This is a genomic window from Micromonospora sp. NPDC005367 (assembly GCF_040606825.1).
Taxonomy (GTDB): Bacteria; Actinomycetota; Actinomycetes; order Mycobacteriales; family Micromonosporaceae; genus Micromonospora.
The window spans coordinates 114,703-134,832 of record NZ_JBEXFP010000013.1; the positions used below are offsets into that span (position 1 = coordinate 114,703).

The following is a 20,130-nucleotide window of genomic DNA, read 5'->3' on the forward strand; positions in this document are numbered from 1 at the left end:
GGTCTATGGGCTGGCGCGGCGGGCCGGATCCCGGCCCGCCGCTCGGGAGCGGCGGCGTCAGCCGACCGCGCCCTCCATCTGGAGCTCGATCAGGCGGTTGAGCTCCAGGGCGTACTCCATCGGGAGCTCCTTGGCGATCGGCTCGATGAAGCCGCGCACGATCATCGCCATCGCCTCGTCCTCGGACATTCCCCGGCTCATCAGGTAGAAGAGCTGGTCCTCGCTGACCTTGGAGACGGTCGCCTCGTGCCCCATCGCCACGTCGTCCTCACGGATGTCGACGTACGGGTAGGTGTCCGAGCGGGAGATGGTGTCGACCAGCAGCGCGTCGCACTTGACCGTGCTCTTGCTGTGGTGCGAGCCCTCCATCACCTGGACCAGGCCGCGGTAGGAGGTGCGGCCACCACCGCGAGCGATCGACTTGGAGACGATCGTGCTGCTGGTGTGGGGTGCGGCGTGCACCATCTTGGCGCCGGCGTCCTGGTGCTGCCCCTCGCCGGCCATGGCCACCGAGAGCACCTCGCCCTTGGCGTGCTCACCGAGCATGTAGACCGCCGGGTACTTCATGGTGACCTTGGAGCCGATGTTGCCGTCGACCCACTCCATGGTCGCGCCCTCCTGGCAGGTGGCGCGCTTGGTGACCAGGTTGTAGACGTTGTTCGACCAGTTCTGGATGGTCGTGTAGCGGCACCGGGCGTTCTTCTTGACGATGATCTCGACCACGGCGCTGTGCAGCGAGTCCGAGGAGTAGAGCGGCGCGGTGCAGCCCTCGACGTAGTGCACGTACGCGCCCTCGTCGACGATGATCAGCGTCCGCTCGAACTGGCCCATGTTCTCCGTGTTGATCCGGAAGTAGGCCTGCAGCGGGATCTCCACGTGCACGCCCTTCGGCACGTAGATGAACGAGCCACCGGACCAGACGGAGGTGTTCAACGCGGCGAACTTGTTGTCGCCCACCGGGATGACGGTGCCGAAGTACTCCTTGAACAGGTCTTCGTGCTCCCGCAGCGCCGTGTCGGTGTCGAGGAAGATGACGCCCTGCTCCTCGAGGTCCTCACGGATCTTGTGGTAGACGACCTCGGACTCGTACTGTGCCGCGACACCGGCGACCAGCCGCTGCTTCTCCGCCTCGGGGATGCCCAGCCGGTCGTAGGTGTTCTTGATGTCCTCGGGCAGGTCCTCCCAGCTGGTGGCCTGCTTCTCCGTCGACCGGACGAAGTACTTGATGTTGTCGAAGTCGATCCCGGTGAGATCGGCGCCCCAGGACGGCATCGGCTTGCGCTCGAACAGCCGCAGGCCCTTCAGGCGCAGGTCGAGCATCCAGGCCGGCTCGTTCTTCTTGGCCGAGATGTCCCGCACCACCGCCTCGTTGAGGCCCCGCTGGGCGGCGGCCCCGGCGACGTCCGGGTCGGCCCAGCCGTACTCGTAGCGGCCCAGGGCGGCGAGCTGCTCCTCCTGGGTGAGTGGCTGGACGATCTGCTCGGTCATCTATCTGTCCTCACAGTGGTGACGGGTCTTTCCGGACTGGACACGCCCCGGCTGGGCGGGGATGTGCGTGGTGCACACCCCGTCGCCGTGCGCGATGGTGGCCAGGCGCTGCACGTGGGTGCCGACCAGGCGGGAGATCACCTCGGTCTCGGCCTCGCACAGCTGGGGAAACTCGGCGGCCACGTGTGCCACCGGGCAGTGGTGCTGGCAGAGCTGGCCGCCGGAGGCGATCGTGGATGCGCTCGCAGCGTAACCCTCGGCGGTCAATGCGCCGGCGAGTGCCTCCGCCCGGGCGAGCGGATCGTCGCCGGCGTCCTCCATGGCCGCCCGGCAGCGGGCCTCCAGGGCGGAGACCTGCTCGGCGGCGAACGTCTCGACCGCTTCCGAACCGCCGCTGCGGGCGATCCAGCGCAGCGCGGCGGTGGCCATGTTGTCGTAGTGGTGGGTGCCGCAGCGGACCCGGGCGGCCTCGGTCAGCACGAAGACCTTCGCCGGGCGCCCCCTGCCCCGGTGGCCGTGGATCGTCTGGTCGCGGGCGATGACGTCACCGTCCGCGAGCATCGCGTCGAGGTGCCGGCGGATCGCGGCCGGGCTGAGCCCGAGCGCCGAACCGAGCTGCGCCGCGGTGGTCGCGCCCTGCTCCAGCAGCAGCTGGGTCACCCGGTCACGGGTGGACAGGTCGGCCCCGACGGTGGCGGACGCGCGCTGACCGGCGACCGGATCGGTCGCCGATCGGTGCCGGGAGATTCCCGCCGCCTTTTTCACAACGTCCACGTTACGTATTTCGTCCGAGGCCCGCAAACCGATGTCCCGGTGATTCCAACCACCGTGTCACCGGACTCGAAGGAAGATCGATCACTACGTTGCGTAGGATTTGCGCCGTGAAGCGATACGTCCGGTTCCCGGTCCCCGCCGCGCTGCACCGCCTGCTCGATCGGTTTCCGGTCCCGGCGGCACTGCTGCGCCGGCTCGCGCTCGCCTCGATCATCGCGAACGTCGGCATCGTGGTCACCGGCGGGGCGGTGCGGTTGACCGCCTCCGGGCTCGGCTGCCCGACCTGGCCGCGATGCACCGACGGCTCGTACGTCCCCACCAACGAGATGGGCGTGCACGGGGTGATCGAGTTCGGCAACCGGACGCTCACGTTCGCGGTAGGCGTCATCGCGTTCGCCACCGTGCTGGCGGCGCTGGCGCACCGGCCACGCCGGCGCGGAGTCCTGCCGCTCTCCGTCGCGGTCTTCTTCGGCATCCCGGCACAGGCGGTGGTCGGCGGGATCACCGTGCTGACCGACCTCAACCCGTGGGTGGTCGGCCTGCACTTCCTCGCCTCGATGGCGGTGATCGCCGCCGCGTACGCCCTCTGGCGCCGCACCGCGGACCCGGACGGGCCGGTGGTGGCCGTGGTGCCCGCACCGCTGCGGGCGCTGGCCCGGCTCACCACGGTGGTCGCCGTCGCGGTGCTGGTGATCGGCACCTGGGCGACCGGCAGCGGACCGCACGCGGGTGATCAGGGCGCGGCGCGCAACGGACTGGACCCGGAGTCGATCTCGCAGGTGCACGCCGACAGCGTGTTCCTGCTGCTCGGACTCTCGGTGGCGCTGGTCTTCGCGTTCCGCGCGGTGGGCGCGGCACGGGCCGGACGGGCCGCGCTGCTGCTGGTCGCTGTCGAACTCGGTCAGGGCCTGATCGGCTTCGTGCAGTACTTCACCCACCTGCCCGGAGTCCTGGTCGGCGCGCACATGTTCGGCTCGTGCCTGGTCCTGCTGGCCGCGCTGCACGTGCAGTGGTCGACCCGGGAACGTCGATCCGTGCCCGCGGCCCCGGCGCCCACCCCGGCCGCCGAACCCGTCACCGTCGCCGTCTGACCCGCCACGGCGCGGCCGTCGGCCCGGCCCGGCGACAGGGCCGACGTGGAGGCACCCTCGGACGGTATGCCCGCGTTCGCGCCTCTTGTGCCATGCCACCACTGCATGATCGCCGAAATGGTGGACGAGGGGATCAGGTTTCGCTTACCAACCGAGTGAGGATCGCGTCGGCGAGCCGGTCGGCGGCGCCGTCGCTGTGCCCGAGGAAGAGCGAGGGTTCGGTGAGTTCCAGCTCGACCAGGACCGGCCGGCCGTCCGGGCCGGGGATCAGGTCGACCCGGGCGTAGAGCAGCCGGTCCGTTCCGCCGGGCACCGACGCGAGGGTCTTCCTGGCCACCGCGAGCTGCTCCAGGGCGGCCGTACGAGCGGTGATCTCCTCCGGCCGGTAGAGCCCGTCCACCCCGAAGTCGGGCCCGGTCAGCATCGGCCCCTTGCGGATGGCGTGGCTGAACTCGAGCCCCCGCTCGCCGGCCAGGAAGAGCAGCGCGGTCTCGCCGGCGGTGTCGACCGCGGCGAGGTACGGCTGCACCATCGTCACCCGTCCGGCGGCCGACAGCCGCCGCACGTGCGCCACCGCGAGCTCGCGGTGCTCCGGGTCAGCCAGGTCGTACCGGCCGGTGTCCTGGCTGCCCGCGCTGACCGCGGGCTTGATCACGTACTCGCCCGAGTCGGCGGGCGGCGTCCAGGACTCGCCCGGACCGACCCACGCCGTCGGGACCGTCGGGACACCCGCCGCCCGCAGTTCGTCGAGGTAGCGCTTGTCGGTGTTCCAGCGCACCACGTCGGCGGGGTTCGCCAGCCGCGGCACGCGCTGTGCCCAGGCCACGAACTCGTCCCGGCGGGGCATGTAGTCCCAGGGCGAGCGGAGCACCGCGAGGTCGTACGCCGCCCAGTCGGCGGCCGGGTCGTCCCAGACGACGGGTTCGGCGTCGACGCCCCGGGCGGCCAACGGTGCGAGCACGAGCCGGTCGTCCGGGTCCAGGTCGGCGAGTTCGCCGCAGGTTATGAGAGCGACCCGGGGTTTCCCCCGGGCCGGCTGGTGGTTGTTCAACTCGTCCTCAACGGGCCATCGTGCGCCGGGCCATCGACCGCCAGAGGTCGTTACTCGGCCGCATCTGGTCCATCAGTTCCCGCTCCCAGGCGTTCTCGACGGTGACTCCCGCCTTGGCGCACGCCTCGCGCGCGGTGACCGTGTCGGTCGCCATCTGGTCGCCCCACTCGCCGTCCTCACCGACGAGGACGATGCGTGCACCGCGCTTGCCGACGTACTCGATGACGGCCTTCGCACCGCCGTGTCCGGCGGCGAACGACTTGATCCCGGCGACCAGGCCGTTCGGGGCCTGATCGCTGTGCTCAGCCGTCAGCGTCGTATCGGAACCATCTGCCATGACGCGAAGCCTATGCAGGTTGCCACTGAGACGGACGAGAACAGTGAACCTTTTGTGATGCCTGTTACCTGGACGTTTAAGGAAGACCACAGGAGTTTTGCCCAGATTTTTCAACACTTTTCGCTGCATAGCTCTTCGACAAACCGCACACTATCCGGCGCAAGTTGAGTCGATCCGACTCATACTGACAGAGGGCACGATGTGCCGCTAAACCTGGACAACTAATCCAAGATGATGATTTTGTGGGGACTTCCCCACGGTTCACAGTGCGGCTGGCCTCGCCGGCCGCCGGACTCGCCGGCCGTCAGAGCAGCGCGTCCAGCGCGACCGCGGCGAAGACGATGGTCAGGTAGGTCGTCGACCAGTGGAACAGCCGCATCGGCTTGACCGCCTGGCCGCGCGCCGTCCGACGGGCGAGCTTGTGCGCCTCGACCACGAGCACGCCGCCGACCACCAGCGTCGGTACGCCGTACACGAAGCTCATGCCCAGCGGCCAGACCGCCAACGACGTCAGCACGGTCAGCCAGGTGAAGATCAGGATCTCGGCGTTGACCCGGCGGGTGGAGGCCACCACCGGCAGCATCGGGATCCCCGCGCGGGCGTAGTCGTCCTTGTACTTCATCGCCAGCGGGTAGAAGTGCGGCATCTGCCAGAAGAAGACCACCGCGAACAGACCCCACGCGGCCGGCGAGAGCGAGCCGGTGACCGCGGCCCAGCCGATCAGCACCGGGGCCGCGCCGCAGGCGCCACCCCAGAAGGTGTTCGCCGTCGTCGTGCGCTTCAGCCAGAGCGTGTAGACCAGGTCGTAGTAGACGATCGCGGCCAGGGTGAGCCCCGCGGCCAGCAGGTTGGTGAACACGGCCATCAGCGCCACCGAGATCACCGCGAGCGTGAGGCCGAAGATGAGGGCGCTACGCGGCGATACGGTGTGCGCGGGTAGCGGGCGGCGCTTCGTCCGCCGCATCAACTGGTCGATGTCCCGGTCGATGTAGCAGTTGATCACGCTGGCCGCGCCGGCCGCGAGCGAGCCACCGACCAGCACCACGGCGACGAGCCAGAGCGACGGCAGGCCATCCGCGGCGAGCATCATCGCCGGCACCGTGGTCACCAGAAGCAGTTCCACGATCCGGGGCTTGGTCAGCGTCACGTACGCCCGAACGATCGCCCGGACGTCCCGCCGGGGCGCGACCGAGCCCTCCGCCGCCGTCCGCACGGGCGGCTGCCCGGCGGAGTTGCTGACGGGGCGCTCGGTGATCATGCTCACGGATTGCCACCTTCCGGCGTCGGCGCGGGAGATTCGGATCGGCCGGGCCCAGATCGGGCCCCACACCGCCCACACACTACGCGCTGTCGTTTTGGCTGCCCGGCCGACCCGGCAACGGTGCGGGCCGTCACACGTTCCGACCTACCGCCGAATCCTCCGGAAGGAGTACCAAGGACCATGCAGTGATCCCCGGGCGGACGTTTAGGACGACTCGATAGGGTCACCAATGAGGGTTCCGCCCATCTGCCGAGGAGCACAACCAACGTGGCTGCCAACCAATCCGAGACCGAACTCAACTGGTCTGACCTCGACCGCCGGGCCGTCGACACTGTACGCGTGCTCGCCATGGACGCCGTGGAGAAATCCGGAAACGGCCACCCCGGCACCGCGATGAGCCTCGCGCCCGCGGCGCACCTTCTCTTCAACCGCGTGATGCGGCACAACCCCGCCAACCCCGCCTGGCCCGGCCGGGACCGGTTCGTGCTCTCCCCGGGCCACTCGAGCCTGACGCTCTACATCCAGCTCTTCCTCTCGGGCTACCCGCTCAACCTGGAGGACCTGAAGTCGTTGCGCCAGTGGGGCTCGCTCACCCCGGGTCACCCGGAGCACGGGCACACCCCCGGTGTGGAGACCACCACCGGTCCGCTCGGCCAGGGCCTGGGCAACGCGGTCGGCATGGCGATGGCCGCCCGCCGCGAGCGTGGCCTGTTCGACCCCGAGACCGAGGCGGGCGCCTCCGCCTTCGACCACCACATCTGGTGCATCGCCTCCGACGGTGACATCGAGGAGGGCATCAGCCACGAGGTCAGCGCCCTCGCCGGCCACCAGCAGCTGGGCAACCTCGTCGTCATCTACGACGACAACGAGATCTCCATCGAGGACGACACCCGGATCGCCAAGAGCGAGGATGTGGCGGCCCGCTACGAGGCGTACGGCTGGCACGTGCAGACCGTCGACTGGCGCCGCGGCGACGCCGACCAGGGCGACTACCACGAGGACGTCGAGGCGCTCTACCGGGCGCTGCTGGCCGCCAAGGCGGAGACCGGCCGTCCCTCGATCATCGCGCTGCGCACCATCATCGGCTGGCCCGCGCCGAACAAGCAGAACACCGGCAAGATCCACGGCTCGGCGCTCGGCGCCGACGAGGTGGCCGCCACCAAGAAGATCCTCGGGTTCGACCCGGCGCAGACCTTCGCCGTCGACGAGCAGGTGCTCGCGCACGCCCGCCAGGTGCTCACCCGCGGCGAGCAGGCGCAGCAGCAGTGGGACACCACGTTCGGAAGCTGGACGAAGGCCAACCCGGAGCGCAAGGCGCTCTACGACCGGCTGGCCGGACGGGTCCTGCCGGCGGGCTGGGCGGACGTGCTGCCGGAGTTCCCGGCCGACGCCAAGGGCATCGCCACCCGGGCCGCCTCGTCCAAGGTGCTCGACGCGCTCGCCCCGATCCTGCCCGAGCTCTGGGGCGGCTCGGCCGACCTGGCCGAGAGCAACAACACCTCCATGAAGGGCGAGCCGTCGTTCATCCCGGCCTCGCACGCCACCAAGGCGTTCCCCGGCCACGAGTACGGTCGCACGCTGCACTTCGGCATCCGTGAGCACGCCATGGGCGCGATCCTCAACGGCATCGCCCTGCACGGCGGCACCCGGCCCTACGGCGGCACGTTCCTGGTGTTCAGCGACTACATGCGGCCCTCGGTGCGGCTCGCCGCCCTGATGAAGCTGCCGGTGATCTACGTCTGGACGCACGACTCGATCGGCCTCGGCGAGGACGGCCCGACCCACCAGCCGGTGGAGCACCTGTCCGCGCTGCGCGCCATCCCCGGCCTGGACGTCGTCCGTCCCGCGGACGCCAACGAGACCGCGTGGGCGTGGCGGATGGCCCTGGAGCACACCGACCGGCCGACCGCGCTCGCGCTGAGCCGGCAGGCGCTGCCGACGCTGGACCGCAGCAAGCTGGGCGGCGCCGAGGGCGTGGCCCGCGGGGGGTACGTGCTGGCCGAGGCGTCCAACGCCAAGCCGCAGGTGATCATCGTCGGCACCGGCTCCGAGGTGCAGCTCTGCCTCACCGCCCGGGAGCGGCTGGAGGCCGACGGGACGCCTACCCGCGTCGTCTCGATGCCCTGCCAGGAGTGGTTCGACGAGCAGGACGAGGCCTACCGGGAGTCGGTCCTGCCGCGCGGGGTAAAGGCACGGGTGAGCGTGGAGGCGGGCATCGCGATGTCCTGGCGGCACATCGTCGGCGACTGCGGCGAGAGCGTGAGCCTGGAGCACTACGGCGCCAGCGCGCCGCACACGGTGCTCTTCGAGCAGTTCGGGTTCACTCCCGACCGGATCGTGGCCGCCGCGCGGGCGGCGCTGACTCGGGTGGGCGACATCACCGGTTACACGACCGGCAACTGAAGGGGAGCGTGGACGAAATGACGGACAGACTGGGCGAACTCAGCTCCGCCGGCGTGGCGATCTGGCTCGACGATCTCTCCCGGACGCGGCTTGCCTCCGGCGGGCTGGAGCAGCTGCGCCGGGAGAAGCACGTGGCCGGGGTGACCACGAACCCGACGATCTTCGCGAAGGCGTTGAGTGACGCCGACGAGTACAACTGGCAGCTGCGCGACCTCGCGGTACGGGGTGTGGAGGTCGAAGAGGCCGTCCGGATGCTCACCACGTACGACGTACGGTGGGCCTGCGACGTGATGCGCCCCTCGTACGACAAGAGCGGCGGCGTCGACGGCCGGGTCTCCATCGAGGTCGACCCGCGGCTGGCGCACGACAGCGAGAAGACGGTCGCCGAGGCGAAGGCCCTCTGGTGGCTGATCGACCGGCCGAACCTGTTCATCAAGATCCCGGCCACCGAGGCCGGCCTGCCGGCGATCACCGCGACGCTTGCGGAGGGGATCAGCGTCAACGTCACGCTGATCTTCGGCCTGGACCGCTACTCGCAGGTCATGGAGGCGTTCCTCGCCGGCCTCGAGCAGGCGAAGGCGAACGGACACGACCTCTCCAAGATCGGGTCGGTCGCCTCGTTCTTCGTCTCCCGGGTCGACACCGAGGTGGACAAGCGGCTGGAGAAGATCGGCTCGGACACGGCGAAGGCGCTGCGCGGCAAGGCGGCCATCGCCAACGCCCAGCTGGCGTACGAGCGCTACAGCAAGGTCTTCTCCTCGAAGCGGTGGCAGGCGCTCGCCGACGCCGGGGCGCACCCGCAGCGGCCGCTGTGGGCCTCCACCTCGACCAAGAACCCCGACTTCCGGGACGTCATCTACGTCGAGCAGCTGATCGCGCCCGGCACGGTCAACACGATGCCGGAGTCGGTCATCAAGGCGTACGCCGACCACGGCGAGACCCAGGCCGACACCATCACCGGCGCGTACGACGCGGCCCGCAAGGCCTTCTCCGACCTGGAGGCGGCCGGCGTGGACCTGACCGACGTGATCGCGGTGCTGGAGCGCGAGGGCGTGGAGAAGTTCGAGGCGAGCTGGCTGGAGCTGCTCGACGGCGTACGCAAGTCGCTGGAGTCGGCGGCGCAGGGTGTGGGCACGCCGGGCCGGGTCGCGCAGGGCAACGCCAAGGCCGCCGCGCAGGCGGGAGGCAACGCGTGAGCGAGCTCAGCGTGCGGAACCCTCGGGCCGCCATCGAGCGCAGCGGGGAGGCGGCATGAGCGACCTGTTCGCGACCCCGGCCGAGTCGGCCGCGGGACTGACCGTGCACGGGGCGGAGGCGGTCGACAAGGCCGCCCCGGCCTCCGCCCGCAACGCGCTGGTCAACGCCGGTGTCCCGGCCAAGCTGGCCGCAAAGGACCCGACCCTGTGGGGCTCGGACGCCGAGGCCGAGGCGAAGATCCGCCTCGGCTGGGTGGACACCCACCGGCGCAGCCGGGAGCTGCTCCCCCAGCTCGCCGAGCTGAAGGCGGAGCTGGCCGACCTCGACCACGTGGTGCTCGCCGGCATGGGCGGCTCGTCACTGGCCCCCGAGGTGATCACCCGTACGCTCGGCCGGCCGCTGACCGTGCTGGACACCACCGACCCGGGCCAGGTACGCGCGGCCCTCGGTGACCGGCTCGAGCGCACCGTCGTCGTGGTGGCCAGCAAGTCCGGCTCGACCGTGGAGACCGACAGCCACCGCCGGGCCTACCTGCAGGCGTTCCTGGACGCCGGGATGACCGAGGCGGAGGCCGGACGGCACTTCGTCATCGTCACCGACCCCGGTTCGCCGCTCGAGGAGACCGCCGCCGCGATGGGCGCGTTCACCGTGCTCGCCGACCCGAACGTGGGTGGCCGCTACTCGGCGCTCACCGCGTTCGGGCTGGTCCCGTCGGCGCTGGCCGGCGTGGAGGTGTCCGAGCTGCTCGACCAGGCCGACGCGTTGGCCGCCACCCTCGCCGGCGACAAGGACAACCCGGCCCTGGCGCTGGGCGCCGCGCTCGGCGCGGCCGCCACCGACGGCCGGGACAAGGTCGCCCTGGTCTCCGACGGCACCGGCATCGACGGGCTCGGCGACTGGGCCGAGCAGCTGATCGCCGAGTCCACCGGCAAGGCCGGAGTCGGCATCCTTCCGGTGGTGGTCGAGTCGCCGCAGAGCGCCGGCGCCAAGGGCCCGGACGTGCTCTCCGTGAGCTACGGCGGTGCGCTGGCCGCGGGCGAGGCGCCCGGCGGCGGGGGCGACCCGGACGTGACGATCAACGGCCCGCTCGGCGCGCAGTTCCTGGCCTGGGAGTACGCCACCGCGGTGGCCGGCGTGGTGCTCGGGATCGACCCGTTCAACCAGCCGAACGTCACCGAGTCCAAGGAGAACACCAACAAGATCCTGGCCTCGGGTCTGCCGGCGGAGACGCCGTCGTTCACCGAGGGCGCGATCGAGGTGTACGCCCCGGCCGGCGCCCCGGGCGACCTGGCCGGCGTGCTGCGCTGGCTGCTCGACGGGCTCGGCGACGAGGGGTACCTCTCGGTGATGGCGTACCTCGACCGGTTCGCCGACGCGGACACGGCCCGGCTGCGCCCGCTGCTGGCCGAGGCGGCCGGGCGACCGGTCACGTTCGGCTGGGGCCCCCGCTTCCTGCACTCCACCGGCCAGTACCACAAGGGCGGCCCGCAGGTCGGCAGTTACCTCCAGGTGACCGGCGCGGTGACCGAGGACCTGCCGGTGCCCGGCAAGCCGTACACCTTCAGTGAGCTGCAGGCGGCCCAGGCCGCCGGCGACCGGCAGGCACTCGCCGGGCGGAACCGGCCGGTGCTCCGGCTGCACCTGACCGACCGGTCCGCCGGCATGGCCCAGCTGCTCGATGCGGCCAGTGGGCTGCGAGCGTGAGGATGGACGACGTGGAACAGTCGGAGCGGAGAAGCAGCGTCAACCCGCTGCGCGACCCGCAGGACCGCCGGCTGCCGCGGATTCCCGAGCCGTGCGCGCTGGTGATCTTCGGGGTCACCGGCGACCTGGCCCGGAAGAAGCTGCTGCCGGCGGTCTACGACCTCGCCAACCGGGGGCTGCTGCCCCCGGGCTTCGTGGTGCTCGGATTCGCCCGCCGCGACTGGGGTGACGGCGACTTCGAGACCCTCGCCTGCGAGGCGGCCCGCAAGCACGCGCGGACCCCCTGGCGGGACGAGGTCTGGGCGCGGATCGCCGGCAACATCAAGTTCGTGGGCGGGTCGTTCGACGACGACGAGGCCTTCGACCAGCTCGCCGCCACTCTCGACGAACTGCGGGAGACCCACGGCATCCCGGGCAACGCGGCCTTCTACTTCAGCATCCCCCCGGCCGCCTTCCCGGTGGTCCTCAAGCAGCTCGCCCGCACCGGCATGGCGGACAACGCCAAGTCGGGCGGCTGGCGCCGGGTGGTGGTCGAGAAGCCGTTCGGGCACGACCTGCCGTCGGCGAAGGCGCTCAACGACCTGGTGGACGACGTCTTCACCAGCAAGGACGTCTTCCGGATCGATCACTATCTGGGCAAGGAGACCGTCCAGAACATCCTCGCCCTGCGGTTCGCCAACAACCTGTTCGAGCCGCTGTGGAACTCCAAGTACGTGGACTCGGTGCAGATCACGATGGCCGAGGACGTCGGCATCGGCACCCGCGCCGGCTTCTACGACTCGGCCGGCGCGGCCCGCGACGTGCTCCAGAACCACCTCCTCCAGCTGCTCGCGCTGGTGGCGATGGAGGAGCCGACGAGCTTCGACCCGGACGAGATCCGCACCGAGAAGCTGAAGGTGCTCAAGGCGATCACCCTGCCGAAGGACGTCACCCAGGGCACCGTCCGCGGCCAGTACCTGCCCGGCTGGGTGGGCGGCGAGCGGGCCGTCGGCTACCTCGACGAGGAGGGCGTCCCCGAGGACTCCATCAACGAGACGTACGTGGCGGTCCGGCTGGGCATCCAGAACCGGCGCTGGGCGGAGGTACCCTTCTACATCCGGGCCGGCAAGCGCCTGCCCCGGCGGGTCACCGAGGTGGCCATCATGTTCAAGAAGGCGCCGCACCTGCCGTTCAACACGACCGACGTGGAGTCGCTCGGCAACAACCAGCTCGTCATCCGGGTCCAGCCCGACGAGGGCGTGGTGCTGAAGTTCGGTTCCAAGGTGCCCGGCACCGCCATGGAGGTCCGCGACATCGCGATGGACTTCCAGTACGGCGAGGCGTTCACCGAGTCCAGCCCGGAGGCGTACGAGCGGCTGGTGCTGGACGTCCTCATCGGCGACCGGACGCTCTTCCCGGACGCGGCCGAGGTCGAGCAGAGCTGGCAGGTCATCGACCCGCTGGAGCGGGCCTGGCAGGGCACCAAGCCGGAGCCGTACCGAGCCGGTGAGTGGGGTCCCCGGGCCGCCGACGAGATGCTGGCCGGCGAGGGCCGCGCCTGGCGGCGGGCGTGAACGGCGTGAGCGGACGAACGATTCGGCACAGCGGAGACGTGCTCGCGCCGCTGCGGAGCGGCACGAGCACGCGAAGCGGGAGGCTCCAGTGATCGGCCTGTGGGACACCACCGGCAACGAGGTGGTCAAGGCGCTCGCCGCAGAACGGCGCAGCGCGGGCGGTGTGGCCAGTGGGATGGCGCTCACGCTGATCGTCGTAGTGGACGAGAAGCGGGTACGCGAGGCGGAGGCGGCGGCCACCATCGCCGCCGCCGCCCACCCCTGCCGCCTGCTGGTGGTGGTCCGCTCCGAGATCGAGCGCGACCGCAACCGGCTGGACGCGGAGATCGTCGTGGGCGGCCGGCTCGGCCCCTGCGAGGCCGTGGTCATGCGGACGTACGGCCGGCTGGCGCTGCACGCCGAGTCGGTGGTCATGCCGCTGCTCGTGCCGGACGTGCCGGTGGTCACCTGGTGGCACGGCGAGCCGCCGGAGGAGATCGCCACCGACTTCCTCGGTGTGGTGGCCGACCGCCGGATCACCGACACGGCACAGGCCAGGGACCCGATCGCGGCGCTGCGCCAGCGGGCCCACGACTACGCCCCGGGCGACACCGACCTGGCCTGGACCCGGATCACCCCGTGGCGCACGCTGGTCGCGGGCGCCTTCGACACCACCGAGGCGCAGGTCAGCGAGGCCCGGCTGGTGGCGCCGCGGCAGGACCCGACCGCGGCGCTGATGTGTGGCTGGCTGAGCAGCCGGCTCGGCATCAGCCCGCGCTGGGAGCACACCGACGAGTTCCCCCGGATGCGGGAGGTGCAGCTGAGGTGCACCAACGGTGACGAGCTCACGCTCACCCGGGAGGACAGCGTCGCCACCTTCCGGCGTACCGGTCAGGACGACCGGCAGCTGCCGCTGGTCCGCCGCCCGCTCGGCGACGAGCTGGCCGAGGAGCTGCGCCGGCTCGACGCCGACCAGGTCTACGCGGAGGCACTGGGCGCCATCTCGGGCGTCAGCGGCCTGGAGCAGCGCCCAGCCACGCGGGTGCACGTGTGGAAGGACCCCGCCACGGCCGAGCGGGCGGAGGCGGGAGTCACCGCGCACACCGGCACCAGCCAGCGGTGACGGTGGCCGTACCCGCCCGAGCAACGACGTACCGACCGCCAGACGGTCGGCTCGAACAGGAAAAGGCACAAGATGAGTGAGGCGAGTGTCGCCGTCCACGCCGACGCCGGGTTGCTGGCGCAGGCGGTGGCGGCACGCTTCGTGGTGAAGCTGCTCGACGCGCAGGCCGAACGGGGTCAGGCATCCGTGGTGCTGACCGGCGGCCGGATCGCGGCGGCCGTCTACCGGGCCGTGGCGACCCTGCCGGCGCGGGACGCGGTCGACTGGTCGCGGGTCGACGTCTGGTGGGGTGACGAGCGGTTCCTGCCCGCGGGCGACCCGGAGCGCAACGAGACCCAGGCCCGGGCGGCGCTGCTCGACGCGGTGCCGCTGGACCCGGCCCGGGTGCACCCGATGCCGGCGTCGGACGGCCCGGCCGGGTCAGATCCGGAGGAGGCCGCCGCCCGGTACGCCGCCGAGCTGGCCGCGGCGGCGCGGCCAGGTACCGCCGAGCTGCCTCACTTCGACGTGCTGATGCTCGGCGTCGGCGAGGACGGGCACATCGCCTCGGTCTTCCCCGAACACCCGGTGCACTACGAGAGCCGGCCGGTCAGCGCGGTGCGGGGCAGCCCGAAGCCACCGCCGGTGCGCACCACGCTCACCCTCCCGACGATCAACACCGCCGAGGAGGTCTGGCTGGTGGCCAGTGGCGCCGACAAGGCGCGGGCCGTCGGCATGGCCCTGGCGGGCGCCGGGCCGGTGCAGCTGCCCGCGGCCGGCGTACACGGCGTCAGCCGTACCCTCTGGCTGCTGGACCGGCCCGCGGCGGCCGACGTGCCCGCGCGCCTACGCAGCCTGCGCTGACCCACCGCCCCGCACCGCCTCGTTCGTGGAAAGAGTGGCCATTCCGCCGAGAATGGCCACTCTTTCCATGTTTTCTGGGCGAGAGAGGGGCGCGGCGGTCATCGGCCGCGGCGGCGGTGGAGGGCGGCGAGGGCCTCGGCGAGGATCGCCGCGCCCTCCTCGTCGGTGCGCCGCTCCTTCACGTACGCCAGGTGCGTCTTGTGGGGCTCGGCGCGCGCCCGTCCGGGCGGGTTCTGCGCGTCCGGGCCGGCCGGGTGCCCGCACCGCCGGCAGTCCCACTGCGGCGGCGCGACGGCGTCGGCGGCGATCAGAATCTCCATCCAGTGGCCGTTGCGGCACCAGTAGGTGACCGTTCGGCGCGGAGCCGGCTCGTAGCGCTGGGGCAGGCGCTCCGGTGCGGCCCCGATCCGGGAACCCCGGATCACGTTGTGCTGGGACACGGTTGCTCGCTCCTGTCGTCGGAGGGGAACCGCCGCGAGGGGACGGCGGGCGACGCGGTGCAGCAAAAAGTTTGCGCGCGGCCCGTCGAGTGACGGACCGCGCGCAGATTGTACGACTCGAACCGGCCGATCAGGCCCCGCTGCTCATCTGCAGACGGAGCCAGAGGCCGAGCCCGACGATGCAGGCGAACCAGACGATGCCCACCAGAACGGTGTAGCGGTCGAGGTTCTTCTCCGCCACGGAGGAACCGGCGAGGCTGGAGCTGACACCCCCGCCGAACATGCTGGAGAGCCCACCACCCTTACCTCGGTGCAGCAGAATCAGCATGGTGAGCAGGACGCTAGTGATGATCAGCAACACGATCAACGTGTATGCGAACCAGGTCGGCATGGCTGGGGTCAGTCCTCTCGTAGCGATCCTCGCCCGGACAGGTCGGGCACGGCGGCACCGACCGGCGGACGGGCGGAGTCAAGGATAGCGAGCGATCAGCGAGCGATGTGTTCCGGGAACCGGCAGATCTGTGCGAATTCCTCGGCGTCCAAGCTCGCGCCGCCCACCAGCGCGCCGTCCACATCCCCCTGGGCCATGGTCGCGGCGACGTTCGACGCCTTGACCGAGCCGCCGTAGAGGATACGGACCTGGTCCGCGGTTTCCCGATCGTAGATGAAGGCCAGCTGATCACGGACCGCTCCGCACACCTCCTGGGCGTCCTCCGGCGTCGCCGTCTTGCCGGTGCCGATCGCCCAGACCGGCTCGTACGCCACGACGACCTTGGTCGCCTGCTCGGCGCTGATGCCGCTCAGGCCGCCCTCGAGCTGCGCGGCGCAGTGCGCCACGTGCCGCCCCTGCTCACGCACGTCCAGCCCCTCCCCCACGCAGAGGATCGGGGTCAGCCCGTGGGACAGCGCCGCCTTCACCTTGGCGTTGCACAGGGCGTCGCTCTCGTGGTGGTGGACCCGCCGCTCGGAGTGCCCGACCACCACGTACGTGCAGCCGAGCTTGGCCAGCATCGATCCGGAGATGTCGCCGGTGTAGGCGCCCGAGTCGTGCGGCGACAGGTCCTGCGCGCCGTAGCCGATCATCAGCTTGTCGCCCTCCACCGCGGTCTGCACGGTGCGCAGATCGGTGAACGGCGGCAGAACCACCACCTCGACGTCGGTGAGCTGCTTCTCGTTGAGCCTCGCCGCCAGCTTCTGCACGAGCAGGTTCGCCTCGAAGTGGTTGAGGTTCATCTTCCAGTTGCCGGCCATCAGCGGCCGGCGAGTGGAGCCCGCCATCAGTTCTCCAGAGCAGCGATGCCGGGGAGGGTCTTGCCCTCCAGGTACTCCAGGGATGCCCCACCACCGGTGGAGATGTGCCCGAACGAGGACTCGTCCAGGCCGAGCGCCCGCACCGCCGCGGCGGAGTCGCCACCGCCGACGACCGTGAACGCCCCGGAACCGGCGATCGCCTCGGCCACGCCCCGCGTGCCGTGGGCGAACGGCGCCATCTCGAACACGCCCATCGGGCCGTTCCAGAAGATCGTCCGTGCGCCCTTGAGGGCGGCGGCGAAGCCGGCCACGGTCTCCGGGCCGATGTCCAGCCCCAGCCGGTGGCTCGGGATGCCGTCGGCGCGGACCGTGTCGTGCGTGGCGTCCGGCGAGAACGCGTCGGCGGCCACCACGTCGACCGGGAGCAGGATCTTGCCCGGCGCACGCTCCATGAGGTTGCGGCAGGTCTCGACCATCTCCTCCTCGAGCAGCGAGGTGCCCACCTCGTGGCCCTGAGCCTTGAGGAAGGTGAAGCACATGCCGCCGCCGATGAGCAGCCGGTCGACCTTCGGCAGCAGGGCCTCGATCACCGCCAGCTTGTCGGAGACCTTCGAGCCGCCGAGCACCACCACGTACGGCCGCTCGGGCTCGCCGGTGAGCGTGGAGAGGACCTCCACCTCGCGCAGCACCAGCCGGCCGGCGAAGTGCGGGAGGCGCGCCGGCACGTCGTAGACGCTGGCGTGCTTGCGGTGCACCGCGCCGAACGCGTCGTCGACGTACGCCTCACCGAACCCGGCGAGCTGGTCGGCAAAGGACGCCCGCTCGGCCTCGTCCTTGCTGGTCTCGCCGGCGTTGAAGCGCAGGTTCTCCAGCAGGGCGACCTCACCGTCACCGAGCGCGTCGACGGTGGAACGGGCCGAGTCGCCGACGGTGTCGGTCGCGAAGTGCACCGGGGCGCCGAGCAGCTCGCCGAGCCGACCGGCGACCGACCGCAGGCTGAACTGCGGGTCCGGCGCGCCCTTCGGACGGCCCAGGTGCGAGCAGACGGTCACCTTCGCACCGGCCCCGATCAGCGCGCTCAGGGTCGGCAGGACGGCGCGGATACGGCCGTCGTCCGTGATGGAACCGGTCTGCTTGTCGAGCGGGACGTTCAGGTCGGCGCGCACCAGCACGCGCCGACCCGAGACCCCCTCGGCGAGCAGGTCGTCGAGGGTTCGGATGCTCACAGAGCCAGTCCTCCGTTCGCGACTGCGGGGCTCGCAAGCTCGCTCCGCGCACTCACAGCGAGCTACCGACCAGCTTGACCAGGTCCACCAGGCGGTTCGAGTAGCCCCACTCGTTGTCGTACCAGCCGACGACCTTGACCTGGTTGCCGATCACCTTGGTGAGCGGCGCGTCGAAGATGCAGGACGCCGGGTCGGTGACGATGTCGGTGGAGACGATCGGGTCCTCGTTGTACACGAGGATGCCCTGGAGCGGGCCGTCCGCGGCGGCCTTGAGCGCGGCGTTGACCTCGTCGACCGTGGTCTCGCGACCGACCGTGACGGTCAGGTCGGTGACCGAACCGGTGGGGATCGGCACCCGCAGCGCGTAACCGTCCAGCTTGCCCTTGAGGTCCGGCAGCACCAGACCGATCGCCTTCGCGGCACCGGTGGAGGTCGGCACGATGTTCAGGGCGGCGGCCCGGGCCCGGCGCAGGTCCTTGTGCGGCGCGTCCTGCAGGTTCTGGTCCTGCGTGTACGCGTGGATGGTCGTCATCAGACCCTGCTGGATGCCGAACGTGTCGTGCAGCACCTTCGCCATCGGGGCGAGGCAGTTGGTGGTGCAGGAGGCGTTCGAGATGATCGTGTGCTTGGCCGGGTCGTACTGGTCGTGGTTGACGCCCATGACGACCGTGACGTCCTCGTTCTTTGCCGGCGCGGAGATGATGACCTTCTTGGCCCCGCCGTCGATGTGCGCCTTGGCCTTGGTGGCGTCGGTGAAGAAACCGGTGGACTCGATCACCACGTCGGCGCCGACCTCGCCCCACGGCAGCTTCGCCGGGTCCTTCTCTGCGTACGCCTTGATGGTCTTGCCGCCCACGGTGATCTCGTCGGCGGTCGCCTTGACCTCCTGCGGGAGGCGGCCCAGGATGCTGTCGTACTTGACAAGGTGGGCAAGCGTCGCGTTGTCGGTCAGGTCGTTCACCGCCACGACCTCGACGTCAGCGCCGGACGCCAGCACTGCCCGGAAGAAGTTGCGGCCGATCCGACCGAAGCCGTTGATGCCAACCCGGATGGTCACAGGTTCCATCTCCTCGCGTTCTGGTCCGCCGACCGCAGAACGTGTCGCCGGCGGAGTGATGTGCGCCGACCGTTGGAGCCGGCCGTTGACAATTCATCTCGGCCACCCCGCCGCGGTCTGTGAGGACCTGACCGCCCGAGGCGGTACGCGCGGCGTGGAGTACCGGTGCCGGCCCCCTTGCCGTACGCTGCGACCCTATCCGAGCGCGTGACAGGGCGCTGCGCGGGGTGGTGACCGGCTCGCGTTCCGGACCCGTCGCACACCACGGCGGAGGGCAGGGCGCGCCTGCCGGCCCGCCCGTCTCCGCTGACCGCCACCGTCCTATCAGACCACGAGCATGTCGGGCGTGACGGCTGCTTCGGTATCCGGGATGCCCAGGTCGCGGGCCCGCTTGTCGGCCAGCGCCAGCAGCCGGCGGATCCGCCCGGCGATGGCGTCCTTCGTCAGCGGCGGGTCGGCGAGCGCGCCGAGCTCCTCCAGCGAGGCCTGGCGGTGCTCCAGCCGCAGCCGACCGGCCGAGGTCAGGTGGTTCGGGGCGTCGTCGGCGAGGATCTCCAACGCCCGGGTCACCCGGGCCGCGGCGGCCACCGCGGCCCGCGCCGACCGGCGCAGGTTGGCGTCGTCGAAGTTCGCGAGCCGGTTGGCGGTCGCCCGCACCTCGCGGCGGACCCGCCGCTCCTCCCAGGCCAGCACGCTGGAGTGCGCGCCGATCCGGGTGAGCAACGCGGCGATCGCGTCGCCGTCCTTGACCACCACCCGGTCCACCCCGCGCACCTCGCGGTTCTTGGCCGTGATGCCGATCCGGCGGGCGGCGCCGACCAGGGCGAGCGCCGACTCCGGACCGGGGCAGGTGATCTCCAGAGCACTGGAGCGGCCCGGCTCGGTCAGCGAACCGTGCGCCATGAACGCGCCCCGCCAGGCGGAGACGGCACAGCAGACGTTCGCGGCGACCACGTGCGGTGGCAGGCCACGCACCGGACGGCCTCGGACGTCGAGCAGGCCGGTCTGCCGGGCCAGCGCCTCGCCGTCCTTCACCACCCGGACGATGAAGTGGCTGCCCTTGCGCAGCCCGCCGGAGGCGAGCACGTGGATCTCGCTGGAGTAGCCGTAAACCTCGGCGATCTCCCGCCGCAGCCGGCGGGCCACCGCGCCGGTGTCCAGCTCCGCCTCCACCACCACGCGACCGGAGACGATGTGCAGCCCGCCGGCGAAGCGGAGCAGCGCCGCCATCTCTGCCCGCCGACAGCAGGGCTTGGGCACGTCGACCCGACTCAGCTCGTCCTTGACCGCAGCCGTCATCGCCATTGTGCGTCCCCTCACGGACCGGTTCCGGCGTGTCGCCGGAGATTACG

Annotated in this window: 17 protein-coding genes and 1 pseudogene; 7 read left to right on the top strand and 11 right to left on the bottom strand. The window is 71.1% G+C overall.

All coding sequences use genetic code 11. The annotated features are described in order from the left end of the window. Window positions 1-57: 57 nt before the first annotated feature. The gene (gene sufB / locus ABZS42_RS12315) at window positions 58-1,488 is read right to left on the bottom strand and encodes a Fe-S cluster assembly protein SufB (protein ID WP_355144459.1); all 1,431 of its coding nucleotides are present in this window, start codon (window positions 1,486-1,488) and stop codon (window positions 58-60) included. Beyond that, a pseudogene (locus ABZS42_RS12320) lies at window positions 1,485-2,253 on the bottom strand (HTH domain-containing protein). The gene sufB and the pseudogene ABZS42_RS12320 overlap by 4 nt, the downstream one beginning before the upstream one ends. Window positions 2,254-2,405: 152 nt before the next feature. Between ABZS42_RS12320 and ABZS42_RS12325 the strand changes: the two are divergent. Beyond that, window positions 2,406-3,353, top strand: a complete 948-nt coding sequence (locus ABZS42_RS12325) for a COX15/CtaA family protein (RefSeq protein WP_355144514.1) — start codon at window positions 2,406-2,408, stop codon at window positions 3,351-3,353. A 133-nt stretch (window positions 3,354-3,486) separates the two neighbouring features. Here ABZS42_RS12325 and ABZS42_RS12330 read toward each other — a convergent pair whose 3' ends face one another. The 3 genes from ABZS42_RS12330 to ABZS42_RS12340 all read right to left on the bottom strand — a co-directional run bounded on the left by ABZS42_RS12330 (window position 3,487) and on the right by ABZS42_RS12340 (window position 6,005). Then, window positions 3,487-4,404 (bottom strand): hypothetical protein, encoded by a 918-nt coding sequence (locus ABZS42_RS12330; RefSeq protein WP_355144461.1) that lies wholly within the window; start codon window positions 4,402-4,404, stop codon window positions 3,487-3,489. A gap of 7 nt (window positions 4,405-4,411) precedes the next feature. Continuing rightward, on the bottom strand, window positions 4,412-4,741 hold the full coding sequence (locus tag ABZS42_RS12335; RefSeq protein WP_076467644.1) for a hypothetical protein: 330 nt from the start codon (window positions 4,739-4,741) through the stop codon (window positions 4,412-4,414). A 304-nt stretch (window positions 4,742-5,045) separates the two neighbouring features. Next, window positions 5,046-6,005, bottom strand: a complete 960-nt coding sequence (locus ABZS42_RS12340) for a heme o synthase (RefSeq protein ID WP_355144463.1) — start codon at window positions 6,003-6,005, stop codon at window positions 5,046-5,048. Between the two features lie 264 nt (window positions 6,006-6,269). Between ABZS42_RS12340 and tkt the strand changes: the two genes are divergently transcribed. From tkt to pgl, 6 genes are all read left to right on the top strand, one after another. Continuing rightward, complete coding sequence (gene tkt, locus ABZS42_RS12345; protein ID WP_355144465.1) at window positions 6,270-8,405, top strand: transketolase; 2,136 nt, start codon at window positions 6,270-6,272, stop codon at window positions 8,403-8,405. Between the two features lie 17 nt (window positions 8,406-8,422). After that, window positions 8,423-9,601, top strand: a complete 1,179-nt coding sequence (tal, locus tag ABZS42_RS12350; protein WP_355144467.1) for a transaldolase — start codon at window positions 8,423-8,425, stop codon at window positions 9,599-9,601. 55 nt (window positions 9,602-9,656) lie between these two features. Then, entirely contained in the window at window positions 9,657-11,306 is a 1,650-nt protein-coding gene (locus tag ABZS42_RS12355) for a glucose-6-phosphate isomerase (protein WP_355144469.1), read from the top strand. Window positions 11,307-11,308: 2 nt separating this feature from the next. Continuing rightward, complete coding sequence (gene zwf / locus ABZS42_RS12360; protein WP_355144516.1) at window positions 11,309-12,859, top strand: glucose-6-phosphate dehydrogenase; 1,551 nt, start codon at window positions 11,309-11,311, stop codon at window positions 12,857-12,859. Window positions 12,860-12,947: 88 nt separating this feature from the next. Next, entirely contained in the window at window positions 12,948-13,961 is a 1,014-nt protein-coding gene (locus tag ABZS42_RS12365) for a glucose-6-phosphate dehydrogenase assembly protein OpcA (protein ID WP_355144471.1), read from the top strand. 72 nt (window positions 13,962-14,033) lie between these two features. After that, entirely contained in the window at window positions 14,034-14,804 is a 771-nt protein-coding gene (gene pgl / locus ABZS42_RS12370; RefSeq protein ID WP_355144473.1) for a 6-phosphogluconolactonase, read from the top strand. Window positions 14,805-14,902: 98 nt separating this feature from the next. Here pgl and ABZS42_RS12375 read toward each other — a convergent pair whose 3' ends face one another. The 6 genes from ABZS42_RS12375 to whiA form a co-directional block, all read right to left on the bottom strand. Beyond that, window positions 14,903-15,244: an RNA polymerase-binding protein RbpA gene (locus tag ABZS42_RS12375; RefSeq protein WP_355144475.1), complete on the bottom strand. Its 342-nt coding sequence runs from the start codon at window positions 15,242-15,244 to the stop codon at window positions 14,903-14,905. Window positions 15,245-15,374: 130 nt separating this feature from the next. Continuing rightward, window positions 15,375-15,635: a preprotein translocase subunit SecG gene (gene secG, locus ABZS42_RS12380; RefSeq protein WP_120683446.1), complete on the bottom strand. Its 261-nt coding sequence runs from the start codon at window positions 15,633-15,635 to the stop codon at window positions 15,375-15,377. A gap of 95 nt (window positions 15,636-15,730) precedes the next feature. Continuing rightward, window positions 15,731-16,522, bottom strand: coding sequence for a triose-phosphate isomerase (gene tpiA / locus ABZS42_RS12385; protein ID WP_355144478.1), 792 nt, complete (start codon window positions 16,520-16,522; stop codon window positions 15,731-15,733). Beyond that, window positions 16,522-17,721, bottom strand: coding sequence for a phosphoglycerate kinase (locus tag ABZS42_RS12390; protein WP_355144480.1), 1,200 nt, complete (start codon window positions 17,719-17,721; stop codon window positions 16,522-16,524). The genes tpiA and ABZS42_RS12390 overlap by 1 nt, the downstream gene beginning before the upstream one ends. A 52-nt stretch (window positions 17,722-17,773) precedes the next feature. Then, a complete protein-coding gene (gap, locus tag ABZS42_RS12395) occupies window positions 17,774-18,778 on the bottom strand; it encodes a type I glyceraldehyde-3-phosphate dehydrogenase (protein ID WP_355144482.1) in 1,005 nt (334 codons plus the stop codon). 324 nt (window positions 18,779-19,102) lie between these two features. Continuing rightward, window positions 19,103-20,083: a DNA-binding protein WhiA gene (whiA, locus tag ABZS42_RS12400; protein ID WP_043967505.1), complete on the bottom strand. Its 981-nt coding sequence runs from the start codon at window positions 20,081-20,083 to the stop codon at window positions 19,103-19,105. Between the last annotated feature and the right edge of the window lie 47 nt (window positions 20,084-20,130).

Bases quoted from the DNA above. Each gene is read 5' to 3' on its own strand.
- ABZS42_RS12355 (WP_355144469.1), top strand. From the start codon at position 9,657: ATGAGCGACCTGTTCGCGACCCCGGCCGAGTCGGCCGCGGGACTGACC.
- zwf (WP_355144516.1), top strand. From the start codon at position 11,309: ATGGACGACGTGGAACAGTCGGAGCGGAGAAGCAGCGTCAACCCGCTG.
- ABZS42_RS12335 (WP_076467644.1), bottom strand. From the start codon at position 4,741: ATGGCAGATGGTTCCGATACGACGCTGACGGCTGAGCACAGCGATCAG.
- pgl (WP_355144473.1), top strand. From the start codon at position 14,034: ATGAGTGAGGCGAGTGTCGCCGTCCACGCCGACGCCGGGTTGCTGGCG.
- tpiA (WP_355144478.1), bottom strand. From the start codon at position 16,522: ATGGCGGGCTCCACTCGCCGGCCGCTGATGGCCGGCAACTGGAAGATG.
- secG (WP_120683446.1), bottom strand. From the start codon at position 15,635: ATGCCGACCTGGTTCGCATACACGTTGATCGTGTTGCTGATCATCACT.
- whiA (WP_043967505.1), bottom strand. From the start codon at position 20,083: ATGGCGATGACGGCTGCGGTCAAGGACGAGCTGAGTCGGGTCGACGTG.
- sufB (WP_355144459.1), bottom strand. From the start codon at position 1,488: ATGACCGAGCAGATCGTCCAGCCACTCACCCAGGAGGAGCAGCTCGCC.
- tal (WP_355144467.1), top strand. From the start codon at position 8,423: ATGACGGACAGACTGGGCGAACTCAGCTCCGCCGGCGTGGCGATCTGG.